The 21,414-nt window shown below is 38.6% G+C and carries 15 protein-coding genes; 11 read left to right on the top strand and 4 right to left on the bottom strand.

Features of this window, described 5'->3' with window-relative positions:
• The first annotated feature begins 523 nt into the window (after positions 1 to 523).
• The 4 genes from ACIQZA_RS08960 to ACIQZA_RS08945 all read left to right on the top strand — a co-directional run bounded on the left by ACIQZA_RS08960 (position 524) and on the right by ACIQZA_RS08945 (position 6,678).
• Entirely contained in the window at positions 524 to 3,886 is a 3,363-nt protein-coding gene (locus tag ACIQZA_RS08960; RefSeq protein WP_402882091.1) for a DNA translocase FtsK, read from the top strand.
• A 227-nt stretch (positions 3,887 to 4,113) separates the two neighbouring features.
• Positions 4,114 to 5,427 (top strand): UDP-N-acetylmuramate--L-alanine ligase, encoded by a 1,314-nt coding sequence (gene murC / locus ACIQZA_RS08955; protein ID WP_400932363.1) that lies wholly within the window; start codon positions 4,114 to 4,116, stop codon positions 5,425 to 5,427.
• Positions 5,428 to 5,536: 109 nt separating this feature from the next.
• The gene (locus tag ACIQZA_RS08950) at positions 5,537 to 6,043 is read left to right on the top strand and encodes a DUF948 domain-containing protein (protein ID WP_400932365.1); all 507 of its coding nucleotides are present in this window, start codon (positions 5,537 to 5,539) and stop codon (positions 6,041 to 6,043) included.
• A 134-nt stretch (positions 6,044 to 6,177) separates the two neighbouring features.
• Positions 6,178 to 6,678: a YtxH domain-containing protein gene (locus tag ACIQZA_RS08945; RefSeq protein ID WP_053485032.1), complete on the top strand. Its 501-nt coding sequence runs from the start codon at positions 6,178 to 6,180 to the stop codon at positions 6,676 to 6,678.
• Between the two features lie 52 nt (positions 6,679 to 6,730).
• On the opposite strand, the gene pilM is transcribed toward ACIQZA_RS08945, so the two are convergent.
• Positions 6,731 to 8,884, bottom strand: coding sequence for a pilus assembly protein PilM (gene pilM, locus ACIQZA_RS08940; RefSeq protein WP_402882096.1), 2,154 nt, complete (start codon positions 8,882 to 8,884; stop codon positions 6,731 to 6,733).
• A 336-nt stretch (positions 8,885 to 9,220) separates the two neighbouring features.
• On the opposite strand from pilM, the gene ACIQZA_RS08935 reads away from it, so the two are divergent.
• Both ACIQZA_RS08935 and ccpA read left to right on the top strand, forming a co-directional pair.
• Positions 9,221 to 10,306, top strand: a complete 1,086-nt coding sequence (locus ACIQZA_RS08935; protein ID WP_132357238.1) for a bifunctional 3-deoxy-7-phosphoheptulonate synthase/chorismate mutase — start codon at positions 9,221 to 9,223, stop codon at positions 10,304 to 10,306.
• Between the two features lie 383 nt (positions 10,307 to 10,689).
• Positions 10,690 to 11,694: a catabolite control protein A gene (gene ccpA / locus ACIQZA_RS08930; RefSeq protein WP_132357237.1), complete on the top strand. Its 1,005-nt coding sequence runs from the start codon at positions 10,690 to 10,692 to the stop codon at positions 11,692 to 11,694.
• Between the two features lie 139 nt (positions 11,695 to 11,833).
• Here the strand turns inward: ccpA and ACIQZA_RS08925 are convergent, their stop codons facing one another.
• The 3 genes from ACIQZA_RS08925 to ACIQZA_RS08915 are packed head-to-tail and all read right to left on the bottom strand — an operon-like array spanning position 11,834 to position 14,298.
• Positions 11,834 to 12,994: an acetoin utilization protein AcuC gene (locus ACIQZA_RS08925; RefSeq protein WP_402882097.1), complete on the bottom strand. Its 1,161-nt coding sequence runs from the start codon at positions 12,992 to 12,994 to the stop codon at positions 11,834 to 11,836.
• Positions 12,991 to 13,641 carry an acetoin utilization AcuB family protein gene (locus tag ACIQZA_RS08920; protein WP_142508756.1) on the bottom strand — a complete coding sequence of 217 codons (651 nt, stop codon included), beginning with the start codon at positions 13,639 to 13,641 and terminating at the stop codon, positions 12,991 to 12,993. Before ACIQZA_RS08920 ends, ACIQZA_RS08925 begins: the two co-directional genes overlap by 4 nt.
• A gap of 24 nt (positions 13,642 to 13,665) precedes the next feature.
• Positions 13,666 to 14,298: a GNAT family N-acetyltransferase gene (locus ACIQZA_RS08915; RefSeq protein ID WP_100542416.1), complete on the bottom strand. Its 633-nt coding sequence runs from the start codon at positions 14,296 to 14,298 to the stop codon at positions 13,666 to 13,668.
• A 347-nt stretch (positions 14,299 to 14,645) separates the two neighbouring features.
• Between ACIQZA_RS08915 and acsA the strand changes: the two genes are divergently transcribed.
• The 5 genes from acsA (at position 14,646) to ACIQZA_RS08890 (ending at position 21,117) form a co-directional block, all read left to right on the top strand.
• Positions 14,646 to 16,373, top strand: coding sequence for an acetate--CoA ligase (gene acsA, locus ACIQZA_RS08910; protein ID WP_402882101.1), 1,728 nt, complete (start codon positions 14,646 to 14,648; stop codon positions 16,371 to 16,373).
• A gap of 374 nt (positions 16,374 to 16,747) precedes the next feature.
• The gene (argC, locus tag ACIQZA_RS08905; protein ID WP_402882102.1) at positions 16,748 to 17,782 is read left to right on the top strand and encodes an N-acetyl-gamma-glutamyl-phosphate reductase; all 1,035 of its coding nucleotides are present in this window, start codon (positions 16,748 to 16,750) and stop codon (positions 17,780 to 17,782) included.
• A gap of 82 nt (positions 17,783 to 17,864) precedes the next feature.
• A complete protein-coding gene (gene argJ, locus ACIQZA_RS08900) occupies positions 17,865 to 19,097 on the top strand; it encodes a bifunctional glutamate N-acetyltransferase/amino-acid acetyltransferase ArgJ (protein ID WP_400932379.1) in 1,233 nt (410 codons plus the stop codon).
• Positions 19,060 to 19,830, top strand: a complete 771-nt coding sequence (argB, locus tag ACIQZA_RS08895; protein ID WP_402882104.1) for an acetylglutamate kinase — start codon at positions 19,060 to 19,062, stop codon at positions 19,828 to 19,830. The genes argJ and argB overlap by 38 nt, the downstream gene beginning before the upstream one ends.
• Positions 19,831 to 19,986: 156 nt before the next feature.
• Positions 19,987 to 21,117: an acetylornithine transaminase gene (locus tag ACIQZA_RS08890; protein WP_400932383.1), complete on the top strand. Its 1,131-nt coding sequence runs from the start codon at positions 19,987 to 19,989 to the stop codon at positions 21,115 to 21,117.
• The last annotated feature ends 297 nt before the right edge of the window (positions 21,118 to 21,414 follow it).

The raw sequence follows: 21,414 nt of genomic DNA, 5'->3' as shown, positions 1-21,414 counted from the left end.
ATATGTACTTAAAATCGTTATGCTACTATTATGCTAGTAACATAACGATTTTTTTATCTAGAATGAGCCTCTTAATGCAAGTTTCTATTACATTTTTATGGTATGCTTTTTGTTATAGACATTTAACTTCTTTCAGCAAGTATTTTCTGTAGCGACAGCAACAATTGTTTTTTGTACCGAAAGCAAAGCGTCAGCTACAGAAGTCTCCTACCTCTATAGGTAGTGAGATGAATGCAGATTTAGGCTACTTTTCAGTGGGTGTCCAAATACCCGCTGAAATAGAGGACCTCAGTCTAAGAACGCCACGTCCTGTGGCAACGACTGAGTGACTAACATCATGCCGCTGACGCTACGTTAACACTACGCTTTCGCGCAAAAAACATCATGCCGCTGACGCTGCGTTAACACTACGCTTTCGCGCAAAAAACATCTGTTGGCAAAAAGCCTCCGGCCGCAATTATGTCGAGGCATAATTGATTTAGTTAATGCTATAAATGAAGTGTAAGAGAAATGAGTGAACAATGTGAATTGGTTAAAAAAACAAATGAATAAATTTTTAAATAAAGATGATAATGATTACGAATATGAAGAGTTTTATGAAGACTATGAAGAAGAACAATCACAGCAGTTGCATTCATATAAAGAAACGACCATAGCAAAACAAAAAACTTTTCGTTTTCCGTTAATTGAGGATGAGGAATTTTCAGCTTCACCATCACCATCATCAAAGGCAGCATTCAATCAAATGGATGATGCTTACTCCGGACAAATTGAAGATTTATCGCTACCGAAGCATTTAAATAATCATATTGTGGATTCGAGTCTTTACGATATTGAGGTTTCAGGTATTCGAGATCTATTAGCAAATCGGACGAAGAGAACTGGTAGAACGACGATTACACGAAGTCAGCCTGAACAGGAGAATCGTTCAAAAGCAAGTCTTGTTTTTCGAGATGCGCAAAATGAATTACCGACGTCACCTAAAGTTACGAATTATCAATTAGAAAAAGCAGATGAAAGTGTTTTAATCGAAAATCGCAAGCGTTTTGTACCAAGTGATGTTCCTTCACCAGTCTATGGTTTTTCTAGGCCAAGTCCAATTGAGCAATTATTAGAGAAACGGAAGGAAGAGCACGACAAGAAAGAGTTAGCAATACCTACAGCTTCTAAGTCTTTAAAAGAAGCGACAACAAATGAGGCTATTGAAAATATACTAGAAGAAAAAGAGCCTATTAGCGCAGTTCGGAAAGATGAATCTGAACAGCTTGAAATCACTGGAAAAATCGAAGTACCTGCTAAGCAACCGATTACTTTTGAAGATAAATTAACAGGCGAAACAAATCATCATAGTGATAAGCCGACGACGGAATTACCTGTACCGCAAACAACTTCTTTTGCCGTAGAATTTGAAAATCAAATGAAAGAAGCCGTTCAACAAGAGCTGAATATTGAACAACTTTCATCTGACCAATCAGAAATCCATGTAAAAGAGGTAGTTGTAGAACAAGTACAAATCGAAAATTCGACCATCCACATTGGTGAAGTTACAGTAGTCCAGCCACTAATGAAGGAAGATGATAAGCAAGATGTGTTGCAAGAACAGTCTTTAGAAGAACTACCTTTAGAAGAGCAATCTGTAGAAAAGAAAGAAAAAAGTGGCATTCCATTTAATGTTTTAATGCTAAAAACTGATAAAGAGAAATGGAGAATCCAACAGCAATTTAAAAATATGAAGTCGACATCAACAATTGTTGACATAAATCAAGAAAAACAGGAACCTTCATCTGAGCTTATTCATTCGGAAGTAGAACAGCACATAGTGACATCTGAAAAAGAACAAATTCCACAATCTATAGATTTAGGGATTAGCGAGTTAGAGATGGACAATAAAACAGCTCTACAGTTGACGAAGGAAAACGAGGTTTCTATTGAAAATACTATTCCATCCGAAAAAGAACAAATTCCACAATCTATAGGTTTAGAAATTAGCGAGTTAGAGATGGACAATAAAACAGCTCTACAGTTGACGAAGGAAAACGAGGTTTCTATTGAAAATACTATCCCATCCGAAAAAGAACAAATTCTACAATCTATAGGTTTAGAAATTAGCGAGTTAGAGATGGACAATAAAACAGCTACACAGTCGACGGAAGAAAATGAGGTTTCTATTGAAAATACTGTCCCATTCAATGCTGCAACAGAAAGTGTATCAGTCATTACAATGGCACCAGTCACATCAATGTCTAACGTTTCGACATTAGAAAAAACAGTGATTGATATAGAAAGCTTCGACGAAATTTCAGCGACTACCGAAATGGAAGTAGAAACGGCTACTGAACAGAAGCTTACTACCGAGAATATAGATATTCCCGAGGAAAATTCTATTAATACTGAGAAGTTTCCAGAACAACCTTCCATATTAGATGAAACATTTGAGGAAGTTCAAGTACAGGAAACGCCTCGGAAGCCTGTTCATGTGTATCAAAAGCCAGATGATGAATTTTTAGAGCCACCTGAGGAAAAAACACAAGATACTGAGTGGATGGAGCAACAGGGAGATACATTGGTCGAAGCTTTGTCTTATTTCCAAGTCTCAGCTCAAATAGAATCCATTATGCAAGGACCTGCCGTGACACAATTTGAAATAACTGTGAGTCATGGTACAAAGGTTAGCAAAATCCGCAATCTTTCAGATGATTTGAAGCTTGCATTGGCAGCGAAAGACATCCGCATCCAAGCACCGATTCCTGGGAAGAGCTCAATTGGCATTGAGATACCGAACCGTGTATCTCGCGCTGTTCGATTATCGGAAGTGACAAATAGTGCTTCTTTCCTCGAGTCAGATTCACCGTTAGAAGCAGCTTTGGGTCTGGATTTAACAGGGAAGCCTGTAACCATTGATTTACGAAAAATGCCACATGGATTAATTGCCGGAGCCACAGGTTCCGGTAAATCGGTTTGTATCAATTCAATTTTGGTTAGTTTATTATATAAAGCTGCACCACATGAATTAAAGCTGATGCTTATCGATCCTAAAATGGTAGAATTAGCACCGTTTAATCATATTCCGCATTTAGTTAGCCCGGTCATCACCGATGTAAAGGCTGCTACAGCTGCACTGAAATGGGCAGTGGAAGAAATGGAACGTCGTTATCAGTTATTTGCGCATGCGGGCGCACGTGATATTACACGTTATAATGCAATTGCGGATAAAAATAATGAACATAGCTTAAAATTACCGTATATTCTAATTGTCATTGATGAATTGGCAGATTTAATGATGATGTCTCCTGCAGATGTAGAGGAGGCGATTTGTCGTATTGCCCAAAAGGCACGTGCTTGTGGTATCCATTTAATTGTTGCAACTCAAAGACCGTCTGTTGACGTTATTACAGGGCTTATTAAATCAAATATTCCTACACGTATTGCTTTTGCGGTATCTTCACAAATCGATTCACGTACAATTTTAGATGCACAAGGTGCAGAAAGATTGCTTGGACGAGGCGATATGTTATATTTAGGTAATGGTATGTCTGCTCCTGTTCGTTTGCAGGGGACATTTGTGACAGATGATGAAATTGAAGCAATTATTGAGCATGTTCGTGAGCAAGGAGAGCCTGATTATATATTCGATCAAGAGGAACTTTTAAAGAAGACTGAGGTTTCCGCTGAGCAAGATGAACTGTTCGAAGATGTGTGTAGATTTGTCTATGAGCAAGGAGGAGCCTCTACTTCCTTAATTCAGCGCAAATACCATATTGGCTATAATCGTGCTGCTCGTTTAATCGATATGTTGGAATCGCATGGCTTTGTGTCTGAGGCACGTGGCAGTAAACCACGAGAAAGTTATATTACAGAAGAAGATTTAATTGCTATGTTTGAATAAGAATTACATTGTTTTCGTATAGATTATCTTATTCACGTCGAAATTAGTATTTTTAGAAAAGTTACACATTTATCCTAATGCATAAATAGTGCTATAATAGACGAGATATGATGATTAGTACGTATTTTTTAGTACTTACAAAGGTATTAATACCTAATAATTGGTGGAAAATACGATACACCTAATAGATGATAGAAGGGATATTGAATTCCCGGGGGGTTTAATTAATGACAGTTTTTCATTTCACAGGCATTAAAGGTTCTGGCATGAGTTCACTTGCACAAATCTTATTTGATGCTGGTGAACAAGTACAGGGCTCAGATGTTGATAAATATTTCTTCACGGAACAGCCGTTACGTGATCGTAATATTCCAATTTTTACATTTAATGCAGATAATATTAAAGAAGGTATGACAGTTATTGCAGGGAACGCATTTCCTGATGACCATCCTGAATTAGAGCGTGCTCGTGAAATCGGAGTAGAAGTTATTCGCTACCATAAATTTTTAGGTGAATATATCGGTAATTATACGTCGATTGCTATTACTGGTGCACATGGTAAAACATCTACAACAGGCTTGATGGCTCATGTTGTAGGTGGGTATAAACCAACTTCTTATTTAATCGGTGATGGAACTGGAGCTGGACATGAAAATGCTGACTTTTTTGTGATGGAAGCATGTGAATACCGTCGACACTTTTTAGCGTATAATCCCGATTACGCTGTAATGACTAATATTGATTTTGACCATCCGGACTACTTTGCAAACATAGAGGATGTTTATTCAGCATTTCAATCATTAGCACTACAGGTTAAAAAAGCAATTATTGCTTGCGGTGATGATGAACATCTACAACGTATTCAAGCAAAGGTGCCTGTTGTTTATTACGGCTTTGGGGCTGAAAATGATTTTGAGGCTCGTAATGTTGAAAAAACAACTAAGGGTACAAAATTTGATGTATTTGTCCGTAATGAATTTTATAGCACATTCTTTATCCCATTATTTGGGGATCATGCGGTATTAAATACTTTATCTGTTATTACACTTTGCCAATATGAAGGTATTTCACCAGACATCGTTCAAGAACGTTTAAACACATACAAAGGTGTAAAAAGACGTTTTACAGAAACGAATATTGGGAATAATGTTTTAATAGATGACTATGCGCATCATCCAACTGAAATCCGTGCAACGATTCAATCAGCACGACAAAAGTTTCCCGATCGTGAGCTAGTAGCTATTTTCCAACCACATACATTTACACGTACACAAGCTTTTTTACAGGATTTTGCAGATAGTCTAAGTCTTGCAGATACAGCATATTTATGTGATATTTTTGGCTCTGCAAGGGAAACACAAGGCGCACTTTCAATCCAAGATTTAGCGTCTTTAATTAAAGGCAGTGCAGTGATTACCACTGAAGGAATTGAAGTGTTAACAAAGCATAAGGACGCAGTATTTTTATTTATGGGCGCTGGCGATGTTCACAAATTCCAAGATGCTTTTGAAGACGTGCTAAAGAACAACGAAACAGCTTAGTCCGCAAGGAATAAGCTGTTTTTCTCAAAATGAGAAGGAATTCAGTTTTTTTTGTCGAAGATAAGGAAAGTAATAGTAAAAAGAATTTTTACTGGCAGGAGGTCTAGTTATGGAAGTTATTTTGTATATTGCAGCAATCATTGCAGCAATTGGTTTTTTAATTTTTTGTGTGAGCGTTGGGATGACATTATTTTCGCTCAAACCAATTCTTAACAGTTTAGCTGGAACATTATCAGGTATTGAAGGACAAATGGAAGGTATTACACGTGAAACGACTTCCTTACTATCCAAAACAAATAGCTTGGCAGAGGATATTCAAGAAAAATCTGAACAGTTAAATTCCGTTGTTCATGCAGTCAAAGGAATTGGAGACTCTGTGAATGGTTTAAATACATCTGTACAGCAAATTACTTCTTCAATTTCTAAAACTGTGGAACAAAATGAAGAAAAAATTGCACAAGTTGTTCAATGGAGTAATGTTGCAATGGGCATTGCAGATAAGTGGAAGAAACGCAAAATTATTGATCAGGCCAATGAGGTGATTCAAGAAGATGTTTATTCTTCTGAATCAGAGCAGTCGGAAAAATCGAAAAGAAAATGGGGCCGTAAAAAATAATAATTATTCGGTAGGCATTAAATGTCAACGGAATAAAAATAAAATTTTAGGCATATGTTGTAGAATGCATCCGCGAAAGCAGATGGACAACCAGTCTAAGCAAATTAGATAATAAGAAGGGGAGGAATTGTTGCATGACAACTCAAAAGCCAAATTATAATGAAGTGAAGGAACAACAACTTGAAAGTTCATTGCCACAGCTTTATCAACCGCAAGAGTCGATCTATGAGGAGGAGCGAGTGAACATGAAGGATTTTGTTATTGGCGCATTAGTTGGGGGTATAGTAGGGGCAGCTGCAGGCTTATTGCTAGCTCCAAAATCAGGAAAAGATTTACGTAGCGATGTAGCAGTACAAGCTGTTAACTTAAAAGATAAGAGTGCAGATTTCTCGACAACTGCTAAAGATAAAACGGTTCAATTATCTAAACAAATTCAAGAACAATCTACACAATTAGTAGAGAAAGTAAAAACATTAAAATCAGCAAAAGCACCAACTGTTTTTGACGATGGTACTGTTTCTTTTGAGGGTGAAGAACCACTGGAAGATTTCATTCCTAGTGAAGAACCTAAAGCAGAGGATGCTAGTGAAAAAAAGGAACAAGCTGAAGAAAAAAGTGAAGAAGTTCGCGCTTAATAGATAAAAGGGATACGTTACATCTTATCAACGATGTAACGTATCCCTTTTTTTAAGATATGGGCGCTTTTTCTAGTAAAATCTCTAATTTATCCCCGCCGAAAATCTCCATATCAAAGCTTGCCGGTTGGCCGTTTCGTAAAATTGTAAAATTACCTTTAAATGTAGTAGGTAGTTGCCAGTTAGAAAAACGGAACACATCCTGGTATATCCAACGACTTCGATCTTTTTCTTTAAATGAAATTATTGCTCCATTTGGAACAGTTGAAAGAGGTGATACCACTACATGATTAACGAGAACTTCGTTGGCCATCTTTTTCAGCTCTAACACCTCGTTTTGAAAATGGATGGTCATTTTATCCTCAAGTATAACATTCATTTGGTCAGCAATCCGTTGAACGGTAGGGAATGTTTGTTGCTGAAATGTAAGTACATCACCATCTTGGACAGCATATGACATTTTAGCTGGTTTACCATTAATCATTAAATGAGCTGAAAACTCTGGTAAATACAGTGGTTTTCCGTCCACTTGAATATAAAATGACTCAAATTGTTTTACTAACTCCCAATTATTTGTGAGCTTAAATACATCCTCGACTGTTTCAGCTATTTCAAACATCACAACATCTCGATCATTTAATGCGCTATCGAGTGATGTCGGAGAACCATTAACAGTTATTTGTGGTTCGATGACATATTTTGTATGTTGAATGGTAATTGTTTTAATGGCAGCATCATCTACAATATCTCTCACCGTAGCATTAGCTGGCTGACCGTCTTGGCCTTCAATTAGCTGGATGGCATCGCCTGTTTTAATCATCGTTTTTGTGGATGCCGGATGACTATTCACTAAAATTTCTGCCGGTTGACCGTGACCCCCAGGTATGAAAATATCTTGTCCATTAACATTCACTGATAATCCATGACCCGGTTTTCCATATAATTGCTTTGCTCGAATATTGGCTGCTAAAAATGCATCTGCAACGGTCATTTCTTTTAATTCAAAAAGGCGAACTACTTGTTCATTGACAGTGAGACTCATATATTGAATAGGCATTTTTTTTGCTGCAATGGCGATACCGATTGGGGTCACCAATTCAGGAGATGCTTTAATATGATCTTCCCTCGTTAAGTTTTGAATGGCGTCAATCCCTCGAACGGCAATGCGATTGGCAGGTAAATCTAGTACTAGTCCAAGTTGAGTTGTAAGATTTGGCGTTAAGCTACCTCCACCGACAAGCATTACCGCTTTAGGAGCAGTCTGATTATTAAGGCGTAAAATTTCTTCTCCAATAGCTTTTGCGAGTTGCTTAACAGCAGGTTCGATTGCTTGAAGAACCTCTTGTTTCGGATAATATTGATCAAAGCCTAAAATATCCTGGATTAAAATGTCTTCTTCAGTTTGCAGTTGACGTTTCGCTTCTTCAGCAACAGGGAAGTCGAGTAAGTAATGGTCACTTAAAGCCTCTGTTATTTCATCACCAGCTGTTGGTACCATGCCATATGCGACAACAGTGCTTTTATCGGTAATGGCAATATCAGATGTACCAGCACCAATATCAACAAGTGCTACATTTAAACGACGCATTGTTGGGGGAATAAGTACATTAATAGCTGCAATAGGTTCTAAAGTTAGTGCATCCATCTCTAAATCCGCGCGTTTAAGAGCCGCGATAAGTGATTCTACGACAACTCGTGGCAAGAACGTAGCAATAACTTCAATTTGTGCTTCATCCCCTTGCTGATCGAGTAGGCTACCAATTTCTTCGCCATCTAAACGGTAGTATAAAACTGAATAACCAACGCAATAATAGTGGCTTATTTTAGCGTCTTCTTTGTGTTGAAGAAGCTGTTGCTGTGCCTGTTGAACAGCTTGCAGTTCTAAACGACTTATATCTTCCTCCGTAAAGATTGGTCGATTACGTATATGGATCGTCACGCTTGCTTGTTCTGTTTTTAATGAGCGGCCAGCCGCAGCGACGCTCACTTTTTTTAAAGGACCATGCTTCTCTTCAAGTTCATGTTTAATTTCATTGATTAAATCTGCCACATACATGACATTATGTATTTGACCATCAACCATGGCGCGTTCTTTATGTTCTTTTATCAAGATGTCTTCCACGTGAAAGCGGTCATTATCTTCAGCTAAAATAATGCCTACTACAGAACGTGTACCGATATCAAGTGCAAATAATTTTGAACTCAATGTACTCGCTTCCTTTCTCGTAATATGTTAACTTCTTTCAGCAAAATTTAGCTGGCATAGAGGAACTCAGGCTAAAAACTTCACAACCTGTGAAAACGCCTGAGTGACCAATATCGTGTTGGCAAAAAGCCTCTGGCGGATGTCACGAATCGGAAAGGAGTCTTTGTACTCGCTTCCTTCCTCGTAATATGTTAATATAATTTAGCGAGTTGAAGCGCTAAATTAAAAATGCGTGACATTCTGTGCAACATTGATTATAATGTTGCTAATATCTAAAAATGTAACATACATTTCAGAGTTCTGAAAGTGTCTGTCGTGAGGAGAGGAGCAAGAAACATGAGCCAAAAAGATTTAGAAAGCTTACGTAGTCAAATAGACGGTTTAAACTTAGAAATTCTTCGTCTAATTAACGAACGTGCAGCAGTAGTTGATGAAATCGGTAAGATTAAAGAAAAACAAGGTGTGAATCGCTATGATCCATTACGTGAACGCCATATGCTTGATCTTATTAAAGAGCACAATCAAGGTCCGTTAAACCAAATGACGGTTGATTATATATTTAAGCAAATCTTTAAAACAGCTTTAAAACAACTTGAAGCGGATAAGAAAAAAGAATTACTTGTTTCTCGTAAGAAAAAATCAGAAGATACTGTCATTAATGTGAATGGTGAGCTAATTGGCCAAGGAAAACCATCTTTCGTATTTGGACCTTGTGCTGTAGAATCATACGAGCAAGTAGCAGCAGTAGCAGCATCTATTAAAGCAAAAGGTGAAAAGTTAATTCGTGGCGGCGCATATAAACCACGTACTTCCCCATATGACTTCCAAGGTCTTGGATTAGAAGGACTTAAAATTTTGAAACGTGTGTCAGAGGAATACGGTTTAGGCGTTATTACGGAAATCGTTACACCAGGTCATTTAGAGGAAGCTTTAGATTACATTGATGTTATCCAAATTGGTGCACGTAATATGCAAAACTTCGAATTATTAAAAGCAGCGGGTGCAACAAATAAACCTGTACTTTTAAAAAGAGGCTTAGCGGCGACAATTGATGAATTCATTCACGCAGCAGAATACATTATGTCTAAAGGAAATGAGAACATCATTTTATGTGAGCGTGGTATTCGTACTTACGAAAAAGCAACTCGTAACACATTAGATATTTCTGCTGTACCAATTTTAAAACAAGAAACGCATTTACCAGTATTTGTAGACGTAACGCATTCAACAGGTCGTCGTGATTTACTATTACCATGTGCTAAGGCAGCAATTGCTATTGGAGCTGATGGCGTTATGGCAGAGGTGCATCCAGATCCATCTGTAGCACTTTCTGATTCACAACAACAAATGGATATCCCAACATTTGATGCTTTCTACGAAACACTACAAAAATTCATGAAGAGCCATGAAATCAATGCTTAACTTCTTTCAGCGGGTGTCCAAACACTTGCTGAAATAGAGGAACTCAGTCTAAGAACGCCACGTCCTGTGGCAACGACTGAGTGACCAACATCGGTGCTGTTGCGCTTTCGCACAGGCAAAAAACAAGTTGCTGACGCTGCGTTAGCATTACGCTTAAGCACAAAGCCGATGCCAGACGCAATTATGCCAGGGCATAATTGATGTGTTGATAAACACCGCTTGCTTTAATCAGCAGGCGGTGTTTACTATATAGTGACAAAATAATGACTAGAAAAGTACTATTTGTACTTGGTTTTTCTTTTCATGTACATACTGCTTCTTGAAAAGAATATGAAAATTATCGTATGATAAGGCTATAAAAGGAAAAAAGGGAGGCACGTACGATGACTGTTACAATTTATGATGTTGCAAGAGAAGCAAATGTTTCTATGGCAACGGTCTCTCGTGTAGTCAATGGTAATCAAAACGTAAAACCGGCAACACGGAAAAAAGTATTAGAAGTAATTGAACGATTAGAGTACCGTCCAAACGCAGTAGCGCGTGGATTAGCAAGTAAGAAAACAACAACAGTTGGCGTGATTATCCCGGATATTGCAAACAATGTTTATGCGGAGCTGGCACGTGGTGTAGAGGATATTGCAACAATGTATCGTTACAATATTATTTTAGCCAACTCAGACCAACATGAAGATAAAGAGCTTCAGCTACTGGATACAATGCTAGGAAAACAGGTTGATGGTATTGTTATGATGAGTGATGAAGTAACTGAAAAAATGCAACAAACTATGGATCATTCACCTGTACCAATTGTGCTTGCAGGTTCAGTAGATGAATCGCAAACAATTGCGACTGTTAACATTGATTATTTCCAAGCAGCTTATGAGGCGATTACATTACTCATTCAAAATGGCCATAAGCGAATCGCTTTCGTAACAGGTCCGCTTACGTATACTATTAATGGAAAATTCAAACTTGAAGCTTATAAAAAAGCCTTACAAGACGCAGGTTTACCTATAGATGAATCACTAATCGCTGCTGAAGAATCGAGCTATGATATGGGCTTAGAGGCTTGGGAATCATTATCCTCACTTGAAAATCCTCCAACTGCTTATTTTGCAGGTAGTGATGAATTAGCAATTGGATTGATTCATGGTGCACAGGATGCAGGCAAAGATGTACCTGAGGATATCGAAGTGATCAGCTTTGAAAATTCAAAATTAGCACGCATGGTTCGCCCACAGCTAACAAGTGTCGCATTACCACTGTACGATATCGGAGCTGTTGCAATGCGTTTGCTGACTAAATTGATGAACAAAGAGCCTGTTGAGGACGAAGCGGTTATTTTGCCTCATCGTATTGAACATCGACAGTCTGTCAAAAGTAAATAACAGTAATTAACACGTAAATTTGAAAATGGATTTGCGTGTTTTTTTATAGACGGATTGAAAGCCTAAAGTGATGGCTAGAATGCCAAGAGTGACTCTAAGGTTAAAATAAAAAGCCTCACGCTTGTCGTGAGGCATAGTGTTAAACGCGTTTTTCATCGCGAATAATATGAAGCGCTTTGGTTAGCATTTGCGCGTTTTTTTCTTCAATCTCTGCCTTTCGAGGGATTGGCTCATACAATGGATTTGGATCCTCCCAAGTTGGAATAAAAGGCACTGGTGCTTCAGGCTGCCAACGATCTAACCAAGCTTGAGGTAGGGGTCCTGTTGGTAATTGCTGATCTGTCATTTCAAGCCATAGCATCGACCATGCGCGAGGCACAACACGCCAAATATCATAGCCTCCACCACCAACGGCAATCCATTTCCCCCCACAATATTCATGTGCTAATTTATGTGCAAGTTTTGGAATTTCTCTATAAATGTTCATTGTTCCATATAAATGTGTTAAAGGATCAAAATAATGTGCATCTGCGCCGTTTTGCGTTAACACAACATCCGGCTTGAAAAATTCAAAGACTTCTCGCATAGCTTTTTCATATATTTCTAGAAAACTCTCATCTTCTGTAAAAGCATCAATTGGAAAATTAAAAGAAGTGCCATATCCCTGTCCATTTCCACGTTCCGTAATATTACCAGTTCCGGGGAAAAGATAGCGCCCTGTTTCATGAATAGACAATGTACAAACATCAGGATCTTCGTAAAAACTCCATTGCACCCCATCTCCATGATGGGCATCGGTATCTACATAAAGTACACGAGCATTGTATTTTTCCTGCAAATAGCGAATAGCTACTGTACTATCGTTATAAATACAAAAACCTGATGCACGACCACGGAAGCCGTGGTGTAGCCCTCCCCCTAGATTGAGGGCGTGCTCGGCTTTTCCTTCCATAACATAATCGACAGCTGTTAATGTTCCACCGACAAGCTGTGCACTTGCTTCGTGCATATTTTCAAAAATAGGTGTATCTTCGGTGCCTATGCCGTAGCTTTCACATTGTGCCTCTGAAAGCTCACCATGTCCTGCTCTTTTAACGATATCGATATATTTTGGATCATGTGCAAGTAAAAGTTCTTCCTCTGTTGCGACACGAGCTGGAACGATATTCAAATCATCAAGAGCATCAATATTCTTTAACAAATCCATTGTAAGCGTCAAGCGTTTATGATTGAAAGGATGGGTATCTGAAAATTTATATCCGAGTTGCTCTGGTGAGTATATAAATACTGCTTTTTTCATTGTAATGAAACACCTGGCAAATTAGGCCATAATACATCAAAGCCCTCTTTACGAAGTTCTTCAATCATAGCTAGTGGATTGAGAGTTTTTACTCGGATACTTAAAATTTTATTTTGCGTATTTTCAGAGTCGGGATAAACTAAGACGCTTTGGACATTTGCATGGTGTTTACGAAAAATTTTAGTAATCTCAAATAATATTCCTGGTGTATCGGATACACGAATTTCTATTTTTGAGCCGGGTTCAGTGGCACCGGTTAACTCTAAGTATGTGTAGAGTAAATCGGTAGTAGTGACAATCCCAACTAATTTTCCTCCGGAGACAATTGGTAAACAGCCTATTTTAGATTCATAAAAAGTAAGAGCTACTTCCTCTACGAAATCCAGTGGATGACCGACAATTGGATTTTTAATCATAATCTCTTCCACTTTTGCATTAAAAACTGGAGAATTAGGCTCATCCCGTAACGAGGAAGGCAATGCCTCTTTAATATCTCTTTCAGTGATCACCCCAAGAACATGATACTCTTCATCTACAACTGGTAAATGACGTACTTTTTTCTCACGCATGAACTTCAGCGCTTCAACCACTGTATTTGTCGGAGCCAGCGTGTAGGGCTCAACATTCATAATTTCTTCTACGATCATATACTCATCCCCTTTGTGTTGGTTTTAATACATGAAGCGATTTCTAAAGCGAAGTCTATCGAATCTTTCCATTGTCTCAGGAGGCACACGTTTGCCTTCACGTGCCATCAGGCAGTTAGCGGGATGTGATGTAATTTCAGGGTCATCTGTCGCAAAATATTCGAAGTTGGCAGAGCCCATCATTTTCTCCATCATTTTTCGATAATCCCAAACGTTTAAACCAGTCCCTTTTAAGTCCCAATGCCAATAATACTCGGTAGTGATAACAAGATAGTCTTCCATTTCATCCCCCATAAAAGATACGGCTAGTAGTGCTTTACCAGCACCTGTACCACGATAGTCTGGAATGACTTCAATAGCACCTAGTTCAATCATGTTATCAATTCGATCCTCCGCCCAGCGTTCAAGTGGATCGGGATATAGATAAGTGACGTAGCCTACAATAATGTTTTCATTTCGAATAATAATAATTCGTCCTTCAGGAAGTCCTGCAATTTCTATAATGGCTTGCTGCTGTTGCTTTGGAGGTCTAAAAGCAACCAAGCCTTCGTGGAATGAATATGTAGCTAATTTTTCTGGAGGAACAGGTCCTTCCACATACACAGTACCATGCTTTGTTTCCTTTGTGACAGAAAAAAAAGTTTTTTTGTGTTCCATAATGACACCACCTGAGTTTAATAGTTCCATTATAGCTGATTTCCTGCGGAAAAACGCTATCTTTTACAAAATATACCTGCATTTTTAGAAAAATAGAAATATTAAGACATTTTTAATGAATTCGTGTAAAATAGTTGTATATTGCATCTGTTATTCAACAGATGAATGTAGTGTGAATAGGCATTCACTATTTTTACACTGCTTAAACTGTTGTATAACAAGTGCTGCATAACGTAGTTGTCTTTGGAGAAAGTGGCGAATTTTGAAGGGGGAAAATAATGAAATTACGAAGATTTGAAATTTGCTTACTAATGTACTAAGGCGATAGCAAAGAGAGGGGTAGCTTCATGGGGATGAAAATGTTGGAGAAGTTGAATGCTTTACCTGGGCAATATAATTTGCTTGATTATGAGAAAGTTGCGGCAACACATGATTGGAGAGAGACAGAAAAGGGATTCAGTTGGTATGAAACAGGGCTTGTAAATATGGCATATGAGGCAATTGATCGTCATACAGAAACGCATCGAAAAAACAAAGTTGCACTTTATTTTAATGATGGAAAGCGTAAAGAGGCTTATTCTTTCAATGAAATGAAAAAGCTGACGAATAAAGCAGCAAATGTTTTTAAGGCAGCAACAAATTTAGAAAAAGGTGATCGATTATTTATTTTTATGCCGCGTTCACCGGAGCTTTATTTTTCTTTATTAGGCGCATTGAAAATGGGTGTAATTGTAGGTCCACTATTCGAGGCATTTATGGAAGGTGCAGTTTATGACAGACTTGTAGATAGCGAAGCTAAAGTATTAGTGACAACACCAGAGTTACTTGAACGTGTACCTTTAGCGAAGCTACCGCATTTGCAACACGTCTTTTTAGTAGGATCTGATATAGAGGAAACACCACAAATTTTAGATTTCAACAGACGTTTGAAAGGGGCACCTTCTCAATTTGATATTGAATGGGTGGACAGAGAGGACGGTATGATTCTTCATTATACTTCTGGATCAACTGGAGCTCCAAAGGGCGTATTGCATGTTCATAATGCAATGCTTCAACAATATCAATCTACCCAATGGGTATTAGATTTGCGTGAAGACGATATTTACTGGTGTACGGCTGATCCAGGATGGGTGACAGGTACAGCATATGGCATTTTTGGTCCATGGTTAAATGGTGTCACAATGCTAATTGTTGGTGGGAGATTTTCACCACAAGCTTGGTACCAAGCTATTGAGGATTATAGTGTAACAGTCTGGTATAGTGCACCAACTGCTTTCAGAATGTTAATGGGTGCTGGTAGTGGTATGCTTGAGAACTATGATCTATCTTCGGTACGTCATATTTTATCTGTTGGTGAGCCGTTAAATCCAGAGGTAATTCGTTGGGGGACTGATGAGCTAGGTCACCGTATTCATGATACGTGGTGGATGACTGAAACAGGTGCGCATATGATTTGTAACTATCCTTCCATGGATATTAAGCCAGGCTCAATGGGTAAACCATTACCAGGTATTCATGCGACAATTGTTGATGATGCTGGTAATGAAGTACCACCTTTTACAATGGGGAATTTAGCGGTTCGACGTGGTTGGCCTGCAATGATGCGTCAAATTTGGGGAAATCCAGAGCGTTATGAATCTTATTTCTTAAAAGGTGAATGGTATGTGTCTGGGGACTCTGCCTATATGGATGATGATGGTTACTTCTGGTTCCAGGGGCGTGTTGATGATGTTATTATGACAGCTGGTGAGCGGGTAGGTCCTTTCGAGGTAGAAAGTAAGCTACTAGAGCATCCTGATATAGTAGAGGCAGGGGTAATTGGAAAGCCAGATCCTGTCCGAGGTGAAATTATTAAAGCCTTTGTGTCATTACGTGAAGGTGTTGAACCTTCACATACATTGATAGAGGATATTCGTAATTTTGTTAAGAAGGGTTTATCTGCACATGCAGCACCACGTGAAATCGAATTTAAGGATAAGCTACCAAAAACACGCAGTGGTAAGATTATGCGTCGTGTGTTAAAGGCGTGGGAGTTAAATTTACCAACTGGTGATTTATCTACGATGGAAGATTAATTATAAGAAGCAGGAATTTGTTCGGTCGACGAAAAATTCCTGCTTTCTTTTTTAAAAAGTAAAACAGTAATCGTGTAAGTGTTATGAATATTTGTAGTAAAAATTTCAGATCCAACTGGCAATTTAGTGACACAAATTGCTTTAATACAGTGAAATAAAAAAGATGAGTAAGGCAAGTATAACTATTTTTATTTGTTAATTTCATTTCTTTTTTTATGTATTCTCTCTGTTTTATAGCTTTTAGTTATTCAAACTTTTCTCAAAACCAACTACTTAATAAATATTGCGAAAAATTCAAATATAAATAAAAATTCAGTTGACTTAATAAATATGCAGACGTATACTAATTTTAACTTAATTCAGAGGTGAGTGCATTGAAAGTAGGAATTGTTGGTGCAACCGGATATGGTGGATTAGAGCTTATTCGATTTTTACATAATCATAAAGCAGTGGAACGGATCGATTTATTCACATCTTCAGAAGAAGGCGTCATTTTTTCTTCTAAGTTTGGTCATCTCGTTCATATTGCCGATACACCTTTACAAAAAATTGATTATGGAACTTTAGAGGAATTTGATGTTGTTTTTACAAGTACCCCTTCAGGAGTGACAAGTGAGCTATTACCGCCATTGGTGGGGAAAGGCCCTAATTTAATAGACTTGTCTGGTGACTTCCGTTTACAAGATCCAGCAAGCTATGAAGCATGGTACGGTAAAAAAGCGGCGCCATTAGAATTCATTCAACAAAGTGTTTATGGCTTAACTGAATGGAATGCGGAAAATATTCAACATGCTCCTCTTATCGCAAATCCAGGGTGTTATCCAACAGCTGTTTTACTTTCGTTGTTACCATTGCTAAAAGAACGATTGATTGATTCAAGCTTTTTAGTGATTGATGCGAAAAGTGGGATTTCAGGGGCTGGAAATAAATCATCGCAAACAACGCATTTTAGTGAGGCAAACGAAAACTTTTCAATTTATAAAACGAATACACATCAGCATATCCCGGAAATAGAGCAGGCTATTTCAATGTTTGCAGGGGTTGATACAACCATTTCTTTTAATACTCATTTAGTACCAATGACTAGAGGGATTTTAACTACTTCTTATGCACCTGTTATGTCTGGTGTTACAGAGCATCAGCTAGTAGCTTGTTTACAGCATGCCTATGAAAAGCATCCGTTTGTACGGATCGTTACAGATGTAAATAGTCTAGGAACAAACCGTGTAAAAGGTTCGAACTATTGCGACATTTTGATGAAGGTTGATAGTCGTACGAATCGTGCCACAATTGTTAGCGCTATCGATAATTTAGTCAAAGGGGCTGCAGGGCAAGCCATTCAAAATATGAACGTTCAATTTGATTTACCACAAACGACAGGATTAGATGTCGTGCCGTTCTTTTTGTAACTTATTTGGAGTGAATCTTTTATGTAGCGTCAGCTACTCTTATATGCCGAGTAAAATTGATTAACTAAGGAGGAAAGATTTTATGACATTAATAGCATCCACAAGTATTATGAAAAAATTATCAAGTAAAAATATTGTTTCACCAAAGGGCTTTAAAGCTGCGGGTTTACATTGTGGTTTAAAGCATAAGAAAAAAGATTTAGCTGTGTTAGTTAGTGAAGTACCCGCAAGTGTAGCAGGTGTCTTTACAACGAACGCTGTACAGGCAGCACCATTAAAAGTAACGAAAGAGGTTGTGTACACAACGAAGAAAATGCAGGCGATGATTGTCAACTCCGGAAATGCTAATGCATGTACAGGAAGACAAGGTGCAAAGGATGCCCAAATAATGCAGGCCTTCATGGCAGAAAAGCTAGGTATTGGGGCAAATTTAGTAGGTGTTTGCTCAACTGGTGTCATCGGTGAAATGATGAATATGGAGCCACTGGCAAATGGGATTAATCAGTTAGAGCCAAAGGATAATTTAGAAAGTGCTATTGATTTTGCACAAGCGATTTTGACAACAGATACGGTTATGAAAAACACAAGTTACAGTACTATTGTTGATGGCAAAGAGATTATTATCGCTGGCGTAGCAAAAGGGTCAGGTATGATTGAACCAAATATGGCAACAATGCTAGGTTTTATTACGACAGATGCAAATATTGAATCTGATGTCCTACAGGCTACATTATCTGATATAACAAATATGACGTTTAATGCAATTACAGTGGATGGGGATACATCTACAAATGACACAGTAGTTGTCATGGCAAACGGCTTAGCAGGAAACGCGGCTTTAACTCCTGACCATCCAGATTGGCAAAACTTCTACTATACATTGAAAACAGTAGCTGAAGACTTAGCGAAAATGATTGCTAAAGATGGTGAGGGTGCAACGAAGCTGATTGAGGTTGAAGTTGAAGGGGCATTTTCGGATGAAGAAGGACGTAAAATTGCTAAAACAGTAGTTGGTTCACCACTTGTGAAAACGGCAGTATTTGGCTGTGATGCAAACTGGGGACGTATTATTGCTGCTGTAGGCTATAGTGGCGCAACGGTTGATCCGGAAAAAATTACGATACAAATTGGCGGTGTAACAATGGTTGAAAATGGTGAGCCAGTACCATTTTCGGAAGATGGGTTAATTCAAATTTTAAAAATGCATGAAGTGAAAATTTATGTGTCTCTTGGTATTGGGGAAGGCAAAGGGCATGCTTGGGGATGTGATCTCACTTATGACTACGTTCAAATCAATGCCTCATACCGCTCGTAAACGAATGGTCATTAAGCTTGGTGGAAGTACGTTAGATGGCTTAAATGAGTCGTTTTTTGAGAATTTTAAAAAACTCCAAGAAAGCGGCATAGAGCTTATTATTAGCCATGGTGGTGGCCCAGCAATTAACCGTGAACTAGCGGTGCGCGGAATAGAATCACATGCTTTAAATGGTATTCGTGTCACGAGCAAAGCTGCAATGGATATTGTACAGTCAACGTTAATAGGAAAGGTCAATCCTGCGCTTGTTCATGAATTAACAACTTCTGGCATTGCTGCAATTGGATTAAACGGCTTTGATGGTCAGTTAATTTTAGCAGATTTTCTAGATAAAGATGTATACGGTTTTGTTGGTGAAGTGAAAACCATCAATACATCTTTACTAGAAGCAATAATGAGTGCCGGGGTTGTACCGGTTATTGCTTGCGTGGGATCAGATGAACATGGTCAGGCATTAAATATTAATGGAGATACGATAGCAAGTGAAATAGCATTAGCGATAGATGCGGATAGCCTATTACTAGTAACGGATGTAAGCGGTATTCGAATTAATGATGAATATCAACCGAAAGCAACACGTTCCTCTATCAATCAATGGATTGAGGAGGGGCAAATTTATGGTGGGATGATACCTAAAGTTCAAGGAGCTCTCGAATGCTTAAGTGCAGGTATTCCATCCGTGCAAATTGTTGGAGAATCCTTAGTGGGTACGACTATTTTATCCGGGGGATGAAGAAAACCCGAATGAGTAAAGTTTCCCTTCATCCTCACTTAGTAACAGTCATTCTTCTTCTTCATAGATAGGGTGACCGTTCTAATGGTATAGAAGGAGCAATATAGTTGTTTAGGGAAAATGATTGTTATAGCAAACTTAGTAGGAGTTGATAAAATGAGTGCTTTATTTGGAAACTATGGCAAGCGCCGCGCCCAAATTGTCAAAGGGCAAGGAACTGTTGTAGAAGATTCGGCTGGGAAAAAATATTTAGATTTTACAAGTGGAATCGCTGTAGTGAGTCTTGGTCATGCACAGCCTGCAATCGTGAAGGCTATTCATGATCAAAGTGAAAAACTTTGGCATATTTCTAATTTATTTGATATTCCCGGTCAGGAAAAGGTTGCGCAAAAATTAATAGCAGATACACACTTTTCTTATGCATTTTTCTGTAATAGTGGGGCGGAAGCAAATGAAGCGGCCATCAAACTCGCACGCAAGCATACCGGAAAAAATCATATTATTACTTTTGATAAATCCTTTCATGGGCGAACTTTTGGAGCGATGTCCGCAACAGGTCAGGGCAATGTACATAATGGCTTCGGACCGCTTGTTGAAAAATTTACGATTCTTCCTTTTAATGATGTGGCAGCACTTGAAGCAACGATTGACGATTCTGTTGCAGCAATTATGCTTGAAATGATTCAAGGTGAGGGCGGTGTTAATAGTGTATCACCAGAATTCGCAGCAGCAATCGCTAAAGCCTGTGACGACAAAGGAATATTACTAATAATCGATGAAGTTCAAACAGGTATTGGACGAACAGGAACAAGATATGCCTATGAGCAAACGATTTTAAAGCCAAATATCGTGACATTGGCAAAAGGGCTAGGTGGAGGATTCCCAGTTGGTGGAATGCTTGGAACAGCCGAGCTATATGAAACTTTTAGTCCTGGCACACATGGGACAACATTCGGTGGAAACCCACTTGCGATGAGTGTTGCTGAAACCGTGCTTAATCATGTTTTTGAGCCAGCTTTTTTACAAAATGTGCAGGAGCGATCTTCGTATTTTGTTAAGCAGTTGAAGGAGAATCTACCGTCTACATATACGGTACAAGGCCAGGGCTTGCTTCTTGGCATTGGTTGTGGCGATACTGAGGTAGCCTCGTATATAGCTGCAGCAGAGGAAAATGGCTTATTATTAGTCGGGGCAGGACCAAATGTTATTCGTCTACTACCACCATTAACCGTTTCAAAAGAGGAGATAGATGAGGCGATTGCGATTTTAAAAACGATATTGTTATAGTATCTGGACAATTAAATACGATGAAAATGAATCTGCTAGACTTTTTTTGTAAGAAATCTAGCAGATTGTTTTAATGCTTATCAAAAAAGACTTAACATTATAACATGGGGTTGATTTCCGTTCCGGCTGGGCGCTTTGTTGTTGCTGCCGCTGCGTTACACTACGCTTTCGCACAGAAAAACTTGTTGCTGCCGCTGCGTTACACTACGCTTTCGCACAGAAAAACTTGTTGCTGCCGCTGCGTTACACTACGCTTTCGCACAGAAAAACTTGTTGCTGCCGCTGCGTTACACTACG

This window comes from Lysinibacillus sp. NPDC096382, assembly GCF_044762845.1.
Lineage (GTDB): Bacteria > Bacillota > Bacilli > Bacillales_A > Planococcaceae > Lysinibacillus.
The sequence above is the reverse complement of the archived record's forward strand: the minus strand, read 5'-3'. Positions and strand labels throughout refer to the sequence as shown.